The 13,225-nt window shown below is 68.8% G+C and carries 10 protein-coding genes and 1 tRNA gene; 6 read left to right on the top strand and 5 right to left on the bottom strand.

Going from position 1 to position 13,225, the window contains the following annotated elements; genetic code table 11:
- Window positions 1-548: 548 nt before the first annotated feature.
- From IF46_RS33885 to IF46_RS0120835, 3 genes are read left to right on the top strand one after another with little or no spacing between them, the layout of a single operon-like run.
- Window positions 549-2,285, top strand: a complete 1,737-nt coding sequence (locus tag IF46_RS33885) for a collagen-like triple helix repeat-containing protein (protein ID WP_198041489.1) — start codon at window positions 549-551, stop codon at window positions 2,283-2,285.
- Window positions 2,282-2,893 (top strand): tetratricopeptide repeat protein, encoded by a 612-nt coding sequence (locus IF46_RS0120840; protein ID WP_084597979.1) that lies wholly within the window; start codon window positions 2,282-2,284, stop codon window positions 2,891-2,893. The genes IF46_RS33885 and IF46_RS0120840 overlap by 4 nt, the downstream gene beginning before the upstream one ends.
- Before the next feature lie 8 nt (window positions 2,894-2,901).
- On the top strand, window positions 2,902-4,167 hold the full coding sequence (locus IF46_RS0120835; RefSeq protein WP_030490027.1) for a glycosyltransferase: 1,266 nt from the start codon (window positions 2,902-2,904) through the stop codon (window positions 4,165-4,167).
- Window positions 4,168-4,607: 440 nt separating this feature from the next.
- On the opposite strand, the gene IF46_RS0120825 is transcribed toward IF46_RS0120835, so the two are convergent.
- Window positions 4,608-4,684, bottom strand: a tRNA-Thr gene (locus IF46_RS0120825).
- A gap of 342 nt (window positions 4,685-5,026) precedes the next feature.
- Between IF46_RS0120825 and IF46_RS0120820 the strand changes: the two genes are divergently transcribed.
- Complete coding sequence (locus IF46_RS0120820) at window positions 5,027-6,118, top strand: ABC transporter ATP-binding protein (RefSeq protein ID WP_030490025.1); 1,092 nt, start codon at window positions 5,027-5,029, stop codon at window positions 6,116-6,118.
- Window positions 6,119-6,248: 130 nt separating this feature from the next.
- Here the strand turns inward: IF46_RS0120820 and rlmB are convergent, their stop codons facing one another.
- On the bottom strand, window positions 6,249-7,382 hold the full coding sequence (gene rlmB, locus IF46_RS0120815) for a 23S rRNA (guanosine(2251)-2'-O)-methyltransferase RlmB (RefSeq protein WP_030490024.1): 1,134 nt from the start codon (window positions 7,380-7,382) through the stop codon (window positions 6,249-6,251).
- A complete protein-coding gene (gene cysS / locus IF46_RS0120810) occupies window positions 7,382-8,797 on the bottom strand; it encodes a cysteine--tRNA ligase (protein ID WP_030490023.1) in 1,416 nt (471 codons plus the stop codon). The genes rlmB and cysS overlap by 1 nt, the downstream gene beginning before the upstream one ends.
- A 186-nt stretch (window positions 8,798-8,983) precedes the next feature.
- Between cysS and IF46_RS0120805 the strand changes: the two genes are divergently transcribed.
- The gene (locus IF46_RS0120805) at window positions 8,984-9,592 is read left to right on the top strand and encodes an IclR family transcriptional regulator (protein WP_036392801.1); all 609 of its coding nucleotides are present in this window, start codon (window positions 8,984-8,986) and stop codon (window positions 9,590-9,592) included.
- Window positions 9,593-9,772: 180 nt separating this feature from the next.
- Here the strand turns inward: IF46_RS0120805 and IF46_RS35245 are convergent, their stop codons facing one another.
- Window positions 9,773-10,210 carry a hypothetical protein gene (locus tag IF46_RS35245; protein ID WP_232234100.1) on the bottom strand — a complete coding sequence of 146 codons (438 nt, stop codon included), beginning with the start codon at window positions 10,208-10,210 and terminating at the stop codon, window positions 9,773-9,775.
- Window positions 10,211-10,825: 615 nt separating this feature from the next.
- Between IF46_RS35245 and IF46_RS35240 the strand changes: the two genes are divergently transcribed.
- Window positions 10,826-11,236, top strand: a complete 411-nt coding sequence (locus tag IF46_RS35240) for an endonuclease domain-containing protein (protein WP_232234099.1) — start codon at window positions 10,826-10,828, stop codon at window positions 11,234-11,236.
- 198 nt (window positions 11,237-11,434) lie between these two features.
- On the opposite strand, the gene IF46_RS0120790 is transcribed toward IF46_RS35240, so the two are convergent.
- On the bottom strand, window positions 11,435-13,138 hold the full coding sequence (locus tag IF46_RS0120790) for a S8 family serine peptidase (protein WP_030490019.1): 1,704 nt from the start codon (window positions 13,136-13,138) through the stop codon (window positions 11,435-11,437).
- Window positions 13,139-13,225: the final 87 nt, after the last annotated feature.

The following is a 13,225-nucleotide window of genomic DNA, read 5'->3' as shown; positions in this document are numbered from 1 at the left end:
AGGGCGGGTCGGGGACGCGCTGCCGGGGCCTACGCCGCTGATCGTGAGATCAATCCACTTTAATCCGAATATGCCTATTTGCTACTGAAACCTCCCTCCAGGCGCGAATCGGTCGAATACGCTACGACTCGCCCTTGATGACAACAAGTAACTAGTAAGTGGCTCTGGGTGCATCCAGGGTGGCTCTGGAGGGGTCATGAGCAACAACCGACGGCTGCGGCGAAAGCTGCAGCATGCCCGCGCCGCTTCAGGGCTGAGTTCGGCCCTGCTGGTAGTCGGCATGACGGGTGGACCCGCCGCCGCAGCGCAACCCGTGGAAGCGAAACCGTCCACCCAGGGCGTGCACCTCGGTACACCCGGTCCGCTCGGCCAGTACGGCGGGTTGCCGTCGTACTGGTTGACCGCCCACCAAGACGGCGGATCCGACGGCCCGCCGGACTACGGCCCGCAGGGCTGGCAGGGCCCTTGGGGTGGGCACGACGATGGTCATCGGCCGGACCATGGCTCCAAGGGCAAGCAAGGCCCCCAGGGCGCACAAGGCGACGCGGGTGCTCAAGGTGCGCAGGGCAGCCAGGGCGACGCAGGCGCACAAGGCACACAAGGTGCCACGGGCGCTCAAGGTGCCCAGGGCAGCCAAGGCGAAGCTGGCACCCCCGGCGTACAGGGCGCTCAAGGCTTCCAGGGCGACACGGGCGCTCAAGGTGCCACGGGCGCACAAGGCTCACAGGGCGACACGGGCGCACAAGGCGCGCAAGGTTTCCAGGGCGACGCAGGCGCACAAGGCGCACAAGGTGCCACGGGCGCTCAAGGTGCCCAGGGCAGCCAAGGCGACGCGCAGCCAAGGCGACGCAGGCGCACAAGGTGCCACGGGCACTCAAGGTGCCACGGGCGCACAAGGCTCACAGGGCGACACGGGCGCGCAAGGCGCCACGGGCGCACAAGGCTCACAGGGCGACACGGGCGCGCAAGGTGCCACGGGCGCGCAAGGTGCCACGGGCGCGCAAGGTGCCACGGGCGCGCAAGGTGCCACGGGCGCACAAGGCTCACAGGGCGACACGGGCGCGCAAGGCGCACAAGGCTTCCAGGGCGCACAGGGCGACGCAGGCGCACAGGGGGCACAAGGTGCCACGGGCGCTCAAGGTGCCCAGGGCAGCCAAGGCGACACCGGCGCACAAGGCGCGCAGGGCGACGCAGGCGCTCAAGGTGCCACGGGCGCTCAAGGTGCCACGGGCGCTCAAGGTGCCACGGGCGCTCAAGGTGCCACCGGCGCACAAGGTGCCACCGGCGCACAAGGTGCCACCGGCGCACAAGGCGCGCAAGGCTTCCAGGGCGACGCAGGCGCACAAGGTGCCACGGGCACTCAAGGTGCCCAGGGCGCTCAAGGTGCCCAGGGCAGCCAAGGCGACGCAGGCGCACAAGGTGCCACGGGCGCACAAGGTGCCACGGGCGCACAAGGTGCCCAGGGCAGCCAAGGCGACGCAGGCGCACAAGGCGCACAAGGCTTCCAGGGCGACGCAGGCGCACAAGGTGCCACCGGCGCACAAGGTGCCACCGGCGCACAAGGTGCCACCGGCGCACAAGGTGCCACCGGCGCACAAGGTGCCACCGGCGCACAAGGCGCACAAGGCTTCCAGGGCGACACAGGCGCACAAGGCGCCACCGGCGCTCAAGGTGCCCAGGGCAGCCAAGGCGACACCGGCGCACAAGGCGCACAAGGCTTCCAGGGCGACACGGGCGCACAAGGCGCCACGGGCGCACAAGGCGCCACGGGCGCACAAGGCGCCACGGGCGCACAAGGTTTCCAAGGCGCTCAAGGATTCCAAGGCGCTCAAGGTGACGCCGGCGTTCAGGGCGCCCAGGGCGCCCAGGGCTTGCAAGGCGCACAAGGACCGCAGGGCACCACGGGTGCCCAGGGCACCCAGGGCGCGCAGGGCGCGGCGGGCAACGGAATCGAGTCCGCCTACATTCAGGGCCCGCTGACCGTGATCGCGGACACCCCCGTCAACTTCGGGTGCAATGCCGGGGACATCGCTGTCGGAACTGGATATCAGCTCTCGGGCGCGGGTGTTAACCCGGTGCTGATCCAGCCCCTCTCCACCAGCGGCTACCAGTTCACCTTCACCGGTGGAGGCGCCGACATCTGGGTGTCCTGCATATCGCCCACCATCCCAGTCTTGATCGGGCTCGCAGCCGCCACGTCGGGTCGGGCGACGGCCCCCGGTAGCGATTCCAGCCGGCCGAACAGCGAGTCGGACCGCCCCGTTACCGCCAAGGAGGAGAAATGAGCGTGCGTCAGATATTCGGGTCACTCGCCTGTGGTGCGGTCCTACTGACCGGAGTCGCGGCATGCAGCGAGAAGCCTGCCGATAAGCCGCAGGCGAGCAGCTCAGGCGACAGCGACAAGGCGAGCGGCGGCGCCAATACCGAACCCACGCCCGCGGAGCTGCTGCAACTCGGTGTCGAGCAGGGCCAAGCCGGTAACTTCGACGCGGCGAAGGTCACCTTCGAGAAGCTGGTGGCCGCCGAGTCCACCAACAAGTTCGCCTGGTTCAACCTGGGCTTCATCGCCCAGTCGCGCAACGAGGCCGACGAGGCGATCAGCAGTTACGACAAGGCACTGGCGGCCGACGCCAACTACAAGCCAGCCCTTTACAACAAGGCGATTGCACTGGAAAGCAAGGCTCCGACGACGGCGATCGAGATCTACCGCAAGGTCGTGTCCATCGACAACAAGTCGTCGACCGCTTACCTCCGATTGGGCATGCTGCTGTCCCAATCCGGCGACGACACGGCAGCGCGGGACGCCTTCAAGGCAGCGATCCGGCTGGACAAGGGGCTCACCTCAGCCGTACCGGCGAAGTACCGCACCTCCTCGACTCCGGCGGGTAGGTGATCGCCTCAATGCGTACACCACGCGTAACGGTCTTCACGGGAAGCAACCGCACCCGCTTCATCGACGAATGTTTCCAGACGCTGCTTGCACAGACCTTCACCGACTGGGAATGGGTCGTCGTTCTGAACCAGGGGTCTCGCTGGCGGCCCGAGAAGCACGACGATCGGATCCGCCTCATTGTCCAGGACAACCTCAACGGCATTGGCGCCGTGAAGGGGTACGCCTGCGCCGAGGCTGCCGGGGACATCCTGGTCGAGCTTGATGACGACGACCTGCTCAGCAGCGACTGTCTGCAAGAGATCGTCGACGCCTTCGACTCCAACCCGGAGGTCGGGTTCGTCTACAGCGACACCGCGCAGATTCAGGAGGACGGCCGCCGCTGCGAAGACCGTTTCGCGAGTTCATTCGGCTGGCGGCACTACGACGACAAGGTGGACGGCCGGGAGGTGCTGGTCTGCCGGGCGATGCCGCCGACGCCGCACAACGTGAGCTACATCTGGTACGCACCGAACCATGTACGGGCCTTCCGCCGGGACATCTACGAAAAGGTCGGCGGTTACGACGATTCGCTCGATGTCGCGGACGACGCCGATCTTATGGCTCGGATGTACCAGGTGAGCGAGTTCCATCACATAGAGAAGTGCCTGTACCTGCAGCGCATGCATGCCAAGAACACTCAACGCATTCCGGATATGAATGCCCGAATCCAGCAGCGTACGGTGGAAATCTACGACCGAAACATTCAACAGAATGCGCTGGCTTGGTCGCGGCGGCAGGGACTCCTGGCGCTCGACCTGGGTGCCGCCCACAACAAGCCGGAGGGCTACCTCGGTCTGGACTACCACGACGGCGCGGGCGTCGACATGGTCTGCGACATAACAAAAGGAGTCGACCTGCCGGACAGCAGCGTCGGAGTCATCAGGGCCGCGGATTTCCTGGAGCACATCCCGGATAAGATCGCACTGTTCAACGAGTTGTATCGACTGCTCGCGCCGAACGGGATGCTGTTGTCGCTGACACCCAGCACCGATGGTCGGGGTGCTTACCAGGATCCCACGCACGTCGCGTTCTACAACGAGAACTCGTTCTGGTATTTCACGGACGCCAACTATTCTCGCTTCGTGCCTGAAATCAAGTGCCGATTCCAGGCATCGCGGCTGGTGACGTACTTCCCGAGCGAATGGCACCAGACCCACAACATCCCATACGTCTCCGCGAATCTCATCGCGATCAAGGACGACGCCCTTCGCAACGGCGGCCCGCTGAACATCTGACTGTCGGGTTCTCGGCCGGACCGGATAGCGGCCTGCACCACCGCGACGACCACGGAGCCCGACCAGGCAGCTGCCGCCCGGAGCCACCAGCTTCGGGCGGCGCTCCAGCTACCGAGCGGACTTGGGCCGTTTCACCACCGCGTGTCATCACGCCGCCCGTGCCGTCGGCGCAACCGTCACCGGCGTGACCCGTGCCGGCGTCACGCCGACCTTCCGTGCGGTCGGCACGAACCGGGCGCAGCACCACATCGCAGTGCTGTGGCACACCACGCTGCCGTTCATCGCCTTCGCCTGAGCACGCCGACGTGAAGATCACGCTCAAGGTCCACGCTCGCGCCAACCTCGACGCGATGCGTCGGGCGGTCGGCAAGCTGGTGTGAGTCCCATTGCTGCCGACCGGACGACTCGGGCGGTGCCCATCGGGAAATGCCTGATGGAATTGGAGCCCCCGGCCGGGATCGAACCGGCGACATCTCGCTTACAAGGCGAGTGCTCTGGCCAGCTGAGCTACAGGGGCGCGTGTGTCGAGGCCAGCATAGCGACTGACGTCCGGTTATCCCGCTCGCGATGCCTCCCGACCACGGGAATCGTCATTAACCCGACGCCTTGCCGGGTGGACGTGGCGTCGATTGATGTCTGACCGTGCCCGAGTGACCGGAATGCGTAGCCCCGGGTAGCACGTTCGGCGGTCCCCCGCCTTGGCAGCAAGGTGAAACCCGTTTACGGTTCACTGACACGGACGACAACCCGGCGCCCCCGCGACCGGGCCGCCGTCCGCTGACCGGCACGGACACGTGCCGGTTGCTCCTTCACTCGGATCGTCCGGCACGTTCCTGCCGGTGAAAGGAAGCGCTTCACCATGGCTACGGTCACCTATTCCAAGGCTTCCCGGATCTACCCGGGCCAAGAGCGTCCCGCCGTCAACGAGCTCAACCTGGAGATCGGCGACGGCGAGTTCCTCGTCCTGGTCGGCCCCTCCGGTTGCGGTAAGTCCACCAGCCTGCGGATGCTCGCCGGCCTGGAGGACGTGGACGCGGGCTCGATCTACATCGACCAGCGTGACGTCACCCACCTTCCCCCGAAGGCCCGCGACATCGCGATGGTCTTCCAGAACTACGCCCTCTACCCGCACATGACGGTGTACGAGAACATGGCGTTCGCCCTCAAGCTGCGTAAGACCTCCAAGTCGGAGATCGACCGGCGGGTCAAGGAGGCGGCCGGGCTGCTCCAGCTGGAGGAGTACCTCAGCCGTAAGCCGAAGGCGCTCTCCGGTGGTCAGCGTCAGCGTGTCGCGATGGGCCGGGCGATCGTCCGCGAGCCGCAGGTCTTCCTCATGGACGAGCCGCTGTCGAACCTGGACGCCAAGCTCCGTGTGCAGACCCGTACCCAGATCGCGTCGCTGCAGGCCAAGCTGGGCGTCACCACGGTCTACGTCACGCACGACCAGGTCGAGGCCATGACCATGGGCCACCGGGTCGCGGTGCTGCTCGACGGTGTCCTCCAGCAGGTGGACACCCCCCGGGCGCTCTACGACACCCCGGCCAACGTGTTCGTCGCCGGCTTCATGGGCTCTCCCGCCATGAACATCAAGACCGTTCCGCTGAACGAGCGGGGTGCCGAGTTCGCCGAGCTGCAGATCCCGCTGACCCGGGAGCAGGTCGAGGCGGCCCGCGCCGAGGGTGGCGACGGCAAGGTCACCGTGGGCTTCCGCCCGGAGGACTGCGAGCTGGTCAGCCCGACCGAGGGCGGTATGCCGGTCGTGGTCGAGCTGGTCGAGGACCTCGGCTCGGACGCCAACGTCTACGGCCACGCCGCGCTGGGTGGCAACTCGGAGCGCTTCGTCGTCCGCACCGACCGGCACAACATGCCGAACATGGGTGACACCGTGTTCGTCCGGCCGGTCGCCGGTCGCAGCCACGTCTTCCACGCCGCCACGGGTGGCCGGATCTGACGTAACGCCGTACACGAGAGGGGCGGTCCGCTGCGGCGGGCCGCCCCTCTCGTCGTACCGCTGATCTTCAGAGTTGACGACGAAGGCCCCCTCCCGCGCTGAAGCGGGAGGGGGCCTTCCTCGGCGTGCGCTACAGCTCTGCGGAGCGCCGGCGGGCGACCTCGGCCAGGGCGACCGCTGCGGCCACGCTGGCGTTGAGGGACTCGACCTCGGAGATCATCGGAATGCTGACGGTCAGGTCGCAGGTCTCCCCGACCAGGCGGGAAAGACCACGCCCCTCGGAACCGACCACCACCACCAGCGGGCCGACCGCGGCCTCCAGGTTGTAGAGGTCGGTGTCGCCGTCGGCGTCCAGGCCGACGACCATGAAGCCGGCGTCCCGGCAGGCCTTCAGCGACCGGGTCAGGTTGGTCACCTGCGCCACAGGCACTCGCGCGGCCGCGCCGGCGCTGGTCCGCCAGGCGGTCGCGGTGATCCCGGCGGCACGACGCTCGGGTACGAAGACACCCTGCGCGCCGAATGCGGCAGCCGACCGGATCACGGCACCCAGGTTGCGCGGGTCGGTGACACCGTCAAGCGCGACCAGCAGCGGGGCCTGCTGCTCCATCGCGGCGACGACCATGTCCTCGAACGGCTGGTACGCGAAGGGCGGCACCTGCAACCCGACGCCCTGGTGCAGCACCCCGCCGGTCATCCGGTCCAGCTCGGCGCGGCTGATCTCCAGGTTGGCGATGCCCCGGTCGGCGGCGGTCCGGATGATCTCGTTGATCCGGTCGTCCATGTCGATGCCCTGGGCGGTGTAGAGCGCCGTTGCCGGCACGTTGGCGCGCAGCGCCTCCAGCACCGGGTTACGCCCGACCAACAGCTCCGGGGAGTCCTTGGACGGGTTGGACTTGCGCCCCGGCGTGACCCGGGGGCCAGACCGCCCGGTGGGCTTGCCGCCCCGACCGCCGGTGGCACCACCACGACCGACCGGTACGCCCCGACCGCCGCCCCGACCCCAGGTGGTGTCCTTGCTGCCCGGCTGACCGATCTTCGGGGCACGCCCCTCCTCGGCCGCCGCGCGGCGCTCCTTGTCCTGCTTCCAGGCGGTGCGCTGGGGCAGCTTCTCGGTGCCCGAGTAGCCCTTGTGCCACGGCCGCTCGTCCGCGGGCAGGGTGCGACCCCGCCCGGCCAACGAGTCCTTGTTCTTGCCACCGGTGCCCTTGGGGGCGCCTGCCTTCGACGTCAGTCGCCGGCCACGGCGCTGCGAGTTGCCGGCCATCAGTCCTGCTCTCCAATAGTCCAACGGGGGCCCTGGGGGGTGTCCTCGACCACCACGCCGGCCAGCTTGAGCTGGTCCCGTACCGCGTCGGCGGCGGCCCAGTCCTTGCGGCCCCGGGCCTGCGCGCGCTGCTCCAGGGCCAGCGCGATCAGGGAGTCCACCACGGCACGCAGATCATCCGATCGGCCGCCACCGGTCCAGGCCGGGTCGAGGGGGTCGATCCCGAGGATATCCAGCATTGCCCGCACTGCGGCCAGCGTGGTGCGGACGGTCACATCGTCGCCGACGCTCAGCGCGGTGTTGCCGTCCCGGATGTGCTGTTGGAGCACGGCCAGGGCGGCGGACGTGTTGAGGTCGTCGTTCATCGCCGCTACGAAGCCGCCGGGCAGCTCACCGGGCTGCCCGGCACCGACGCGTTCGACGGCCCGCTGCACGAAACCCTCGATCCGCCGGTACGCGGTGGCCGCGTCGCGCAGCGAATCCTCTGAGTAGTCGATCACCGAGCGGTAGTGCGCGGCGGCGTAGTAGTAGCGCAGGTCCACCGGCCGCACCCCGAGCGAGTCCACGTACGCCAAGCCCAGCGCGTTGCCGGCGGACTTGCCCATCTTGGCCCCGCCGATGCTCAGCAGCCCGTGGTGCACCCAGTAGCGGGCGAACGGCAACCCGGCCGCCTGGGACTGGGCGATCTCGTTCTCGTGGTGCGGGAACGTCAGATCCAGCCCACCACCGTGAATGTCGAACTCCGGGCCGAGATACCGCCAGCACATCGCCGAGCACTCGATGTGCCAGCCCGGGCGGCCCAGGCCCCACGGCGACGGCCAGTAGGCGTCCGCCGGCTCGTCCGGTTTGGCACCCTTCCAGAGCGCGAAGTCGCGCGGGTCCCGCTTGCCCCGATCGGGGGCGTCGCCGGCGGACTGCATGGCGTCCGGGGATTGACCCGACAACGACCCGTACGCCGGCCAGGACGCCACGTCGAAGTAGACGTCGCCGGAGCCGTCACTCGCCGGGTACGCATGCCCGTCGGCGATCAACTTCGTGATCAGCTCGTGCATCTCGGGGATGTGCCCGGTGGCGCGCGGCTCGTAGGTGGGCGCCAACACGTTCAACGCCTGGTACGACTCGGCGAGCAGCAGCTCGTTGGCGTACGCGATCGACCAGAACGGTCGACCCTGCTCGCCGGCCTTGACCAGGATCTTGTCGTCGATGTCGGTCAGGTTGCGAATGAAGGTGACCTCGTAGCCGGCGGCCAACAGCCAGCGGCGCAGGACGTCGTAGTTGACGCCGGAGCGAAGGTGACCGATGTGCGGCGGGGCCTGAAGCGTGAGACCACACAGGTAGACCCCCACCTTGCCGGCTTCCCGCGGGACGAAGTCCCGCACCGATCGGGTGGCAGTGTCATACAGGCGTAGCGTCACCGTACAAGGGTAGCTGTCCGCGCCTGTCCGGGTCCGCCGGTGCCGGGTCGTACGCTGCCAGTCGTGGATGCGACCGCACGCTCCGGTGGCTCCGGTGACACGCCAGCCAACCCCACCGCCCCTGCCGACGCAGCCTCCGGGCCGGTCGACGCCGCTGCCGGACGGAGCGGGGAGACGTCGCAGACGCTGGACCGGGGGTTACGGCTGCTGCACCTGGTCGCCGACGCCTCGGGTGGTCTGACCGTCACCGAGGCCGCCAATCAGCTCGGCATCGGCCGAGCTGCCGTCTACCGGCTGGTCAGCGCGCTGACCGGGCACGGCATGCTGCGCCGCGACGGAGACGGTCGGCTGCGCCTCGGTGCCGGATTGCTGCACCTGGCCCGACGAGCCCAGCCGCTGCTCGCCGAAGGTGCGCTGCCCGCGCTCCGCCGCCTCGCCGAGCAGGCCGGCGCGACCGCGCATCTGACCGTCGTCGAGGGTGGCGAGGGCGTGGCTCTGGCCGTGGTCGAGCCGAGTTGGACGTCGTTCCACGTCGCGTACCGAGCCGGGGCACGGCACCCACTGGACCGGGGAGCGGCGGGCCGGGCGATCCTCGCCGGTCGAGCCGGCGTGGCAGAGCTGGTGAGTAGCAGCGGAGAGTTGCAGGCCGGGGCGTACGGGGTGGCCGCGCCGGTGCTCGGCGTACCCGGCTTGGAGGCCAGCGTCGGCGTGGTCGCGCTGGCCCCGCTGGACGTCGACACGATCGGCCCCCAGGTGCAGGCCGCCGCCAGAGCCATCACCACCGCCCTCAGCTGACCCCGCGCCGGCCCCCTAGCGCCCGCGCCACCACACCGCCCCGCGCACGCCGCCCCGCGCCACCACACCGCCCCGCGCACGCCGCCCCGCGCCACCACACCGCCCCGCGCACGCCCCTGAGGGCTTGATCGACTCGGGTTCCTGTAAGTCGCGGTGTCCCGGCAACAGGGACCACCCGACTTACAGGAACGCGAGTGGATCACCGCCCGTCGGCGGGCCGAATGTCTGATTGGTCAGTCGATCCGGCTGACGCCATAGCATGATCAGCCTGTGGATTCGTGGTTGTCCACAGGTGCGGCGGCGCGCGCAGGTCGGGTTGTCCACAGGGGTTTCGGCGGCCCGCCCGCAGTCGGCAGGCTGCTCGACATGCCACCACGTCCGCATCGCCCCGCTGCCCTGACCTGGCAGGTCTTCCGCGGCTCCGACGCTGTCCGGGACGGCCTGCTCACCGAACATCAACTGCGCAACTCGGCCTGGGTGCGGTTGCGCCACGACATCTACGCCGATTCGCGGCTGGAACGGGACCACGCCCTCGCCTGTCGCGCCGCCCTCCTCCGGCTTCCGCCCGGCGTGGTGGTCGGCGGCCCGTCGGCCGCCTATCTGCACGGCGTCGAACACGCCGCGAGCTTCACCGACGAGGTGCACGTCCTCGTGCCCCGATCGCTACGGGTCGGCTCACAGCGCGGCCTCAGCGTGCACGTCAACGCCATCACCCCGCTCACGTCGAGCGAGACCCCTGATCCGGCGGCACCATCCACACGAAGACCGGCCGGCACAAGACGACCATCAGGCCGACCACCGGACACGAGCCGCCCGCCGACTTCAGGACATCATTCAGCCGCCATCCGACCGCTAGACGCAGGCCGAACGCCGGGTGCAGAACGAATGCCGGACGCAGAGCGGCCGTCGAGCGCTGGACGTCCACGTGATGCAGCGCGACCTGTGGAAGTAGGGCACCCACCTGCCGGCGGAATGCCACCACGCCCAGTACGGCGACTTTCCCGCCCAGCCGCCATGCCCGTCGGAGCAGGGGGCCTGGTGATGACCGGTCGGGGCGATGGGTGGGCGGCGGCCAGGCCACACGGGTCCAGGGAGCGGGACCTTCCAATCCCCCGATCCGACCCGGGGCGGGCCGCCTGGGAAACGGCTGTCTGGCTTGATCCGGTCCGGGCAGTCGCGATCGTCGACTCGCTGTTGGGGCAGGGGCTGACCGATCGCGACACGCTGGCCGCCATGGCTGCCCGCAATGCCGACCGGCCCGGTGGACGACGAGCACGTTGGGTCTTCGACCTGGCCGACGGCGGAGCAGAATCTCCACCGGAGTCGCACCTGCGCGTGCGGTTGGTGCTGGGCGGGCTGCCGCGCCCAGTGGTTCAACATCCGATACGCCTGCCTAGCGGCATTGTCCTGCATCCCGATCTGGCCTGGCCGCACTATCGGGTAGCGGTCGAGTACGACGGGAAGTGGCACTCCGACGTAGAGCAGCTGCACCGCGATCGCCGTCGGCTGAATCATCTGGTCGCTGCGGGTTGGCTGGTCCTGCACGTGACCAGCCGACGGCTGCACGGCGAGTTCCCGGCGGTGCTTCGAGAGGTACGCGACGCGCTGGTTAGCCGCGGCTGGCGACAGGGATCGTCCAGATGACCAGGATCGACTCGGGTTCCTGGAAACCGCGCCATCCTTCCGGCACCAACACCGCGCCTTCACGGAAGACGAGTCGATCATGACCGGTGCTGAGCGATGGGCGTTGTAGCAGGCCCGGGCGAGCACAAGGCCCGGTCGACGAGCGTCGACCGGGCCCCGGGCGGTGGCGGTGAGGCCACCTCGGCAGTGCGATGTGCTTTACGGGCGGGCGTTCGGCTTGAGCGGGGTCTTCACCGCCGCGTAGGCGTCGACAATCCCGTAGCCGTAGAAGCCGTTGAAGTTGACCCCACCGGCGCAGTACGCGTCGTAGGTCTCGTCCCGGCCCTCATTGCGGTACTGCTGGAGGCGCGGCTCCGGGCATGCGTGCTCGGCGGCCGTGCGGTAGAGGTGCTGCTCGACCTGGTCCGGCGACATCCCGAAGCCAGCCCGGCCCTGCGGCTTGCCGTACCGGCTGACGATCAGCGCGGCGACGCCGGCGGCGTGCGGGGACGCCATCGAGGTGCCCTGGAGGTAGGTGTAGTAGCCGCACTCACCGTTGGCCTTGCACTCCTTGAACACGCTCGTGGCGACACGCGGATCAATGTTGCCGTCCGCGTCCACCTTGGGGTCCGGGATGGTGAGGGAGATGGGCTCCTCCTGGAGCACCTTCAGCGGGTAGCTGGAGAGGATCCGGTTGCCGGGGGTGTTGTACGTCGGGGTCCCGAAGCCGTCCCGCGCGAATCCACCGGGCGCGGCAACCGAAATCTGCTCGGTGCCGTAGTTGGAGAAGTCCGCCTTCTTGCCGGACGGGCCGACCGACGACACGCCGATGACGTGCGGACCTTCGGCAGGCAGGTCCCAGCAGCTGTTGTTGTCGATCGGCCGGGGGTACGGGTCGGCGCCGTAGTCCGGGCTCGATTCGTCGATACGCGGAGCGCCCAGGTCCTCGTTGTTGTTGCCGAGCGCACCAACCAGGGTGACGCCCTTGTTGTGGGCGAAGATCAGCGCCCGCTTCATCGCCTTGATGATGGCCCGCTGCTCGGCCTGGTCCTCCGGGGAGTCAGCCGGGTTGGCGGTGCAGTTGTAGAGCCACGGGTCGACGTAGAACGACATGTTGACCACGTCGATGCCGGACCGGCCGGCATAGACCAGGGCGTTGACCACCGGGTCGAGGAAGAAGTAGCCCGAGTCCTGGCCACCCTTGAGCTCGACCAGCGAGATGTTCGGGGCAACGCCGGAGAGGCCGAAGCCGTTGGCCGCGGCGCCGATGGTGCCGGCCACGTGGGTGCCGTGCCCGCCGTCGTCGGTGCCGACCGCGTCGAGGCAGCTCGGCACCTCGCAGGGGCCGTCCACGTCGGTGAGGTCGGGTGCGAAGTTACGCGACAGCGCCCAGTTGAAGTTGGGTGCGATGTCTGGGTGGCCGGCGTCGACGCCGGTGTCCAGCACACCGACGGTCACCCGACGGTCGCCCGGCTCGATCTTGCGGGCCTTGTCGGCCCGGATCATCTCGAGGCCCCACAGCTTGTCGTCGAGCGGGTCCATCTTGGTTCCGCGGCGGGCTGCGGCCCCCGCCGACGTCGCCGTCACGTGCTCCTGCTCGACCCGGTCCAGCTTCGGCTTGCGGCCGATGGCCTTCTGCTCGGCGACGCCGATCAGCGTCGGCGCGGCGGTCGCCCTGGCCGCGAAGTCGGCCCGGTCGCTGCTGACCTGGAACATGCCGACCTCATCGGACCGGGACACCACTGTGCCTCCGGCTGCCCGGATCGCGGCGACGGCCGTTTCGGCGGCGACACCATCCTCGGCAACGACGGTGAAGGTGCGGGAGTTGGTCGGTGCGGCGTTAGCCGGCACTCCCAACCCCGTAGCCGTAAGTGCCAGTACTGCCGCGGTCGCGACCGTACGGGCGGTGAAGCGCTTGCTCACCACATCGGATCCTCTCGTTGAGGGACGTGGCAGCCATCACACAACAACGCTCGGTTTTACGCCAGTACAACGCCCGTTATGGCCGTG

Origin of the sequence: Micromonospora chokoriensis (genome assembly GCF_000718555.1) — a bacterium.
Lineage (GTDB): Bacteria > Actinomycetota > Actinomycetes > Mycobacteriales > Micromonosporaceae > Micromonospora > Micromonospora chokoriensis_B.
Note: the sequence above shows the minus strand (reverse complement) of the source record. Positions and strands in the feature narration are given on the sequence as shown.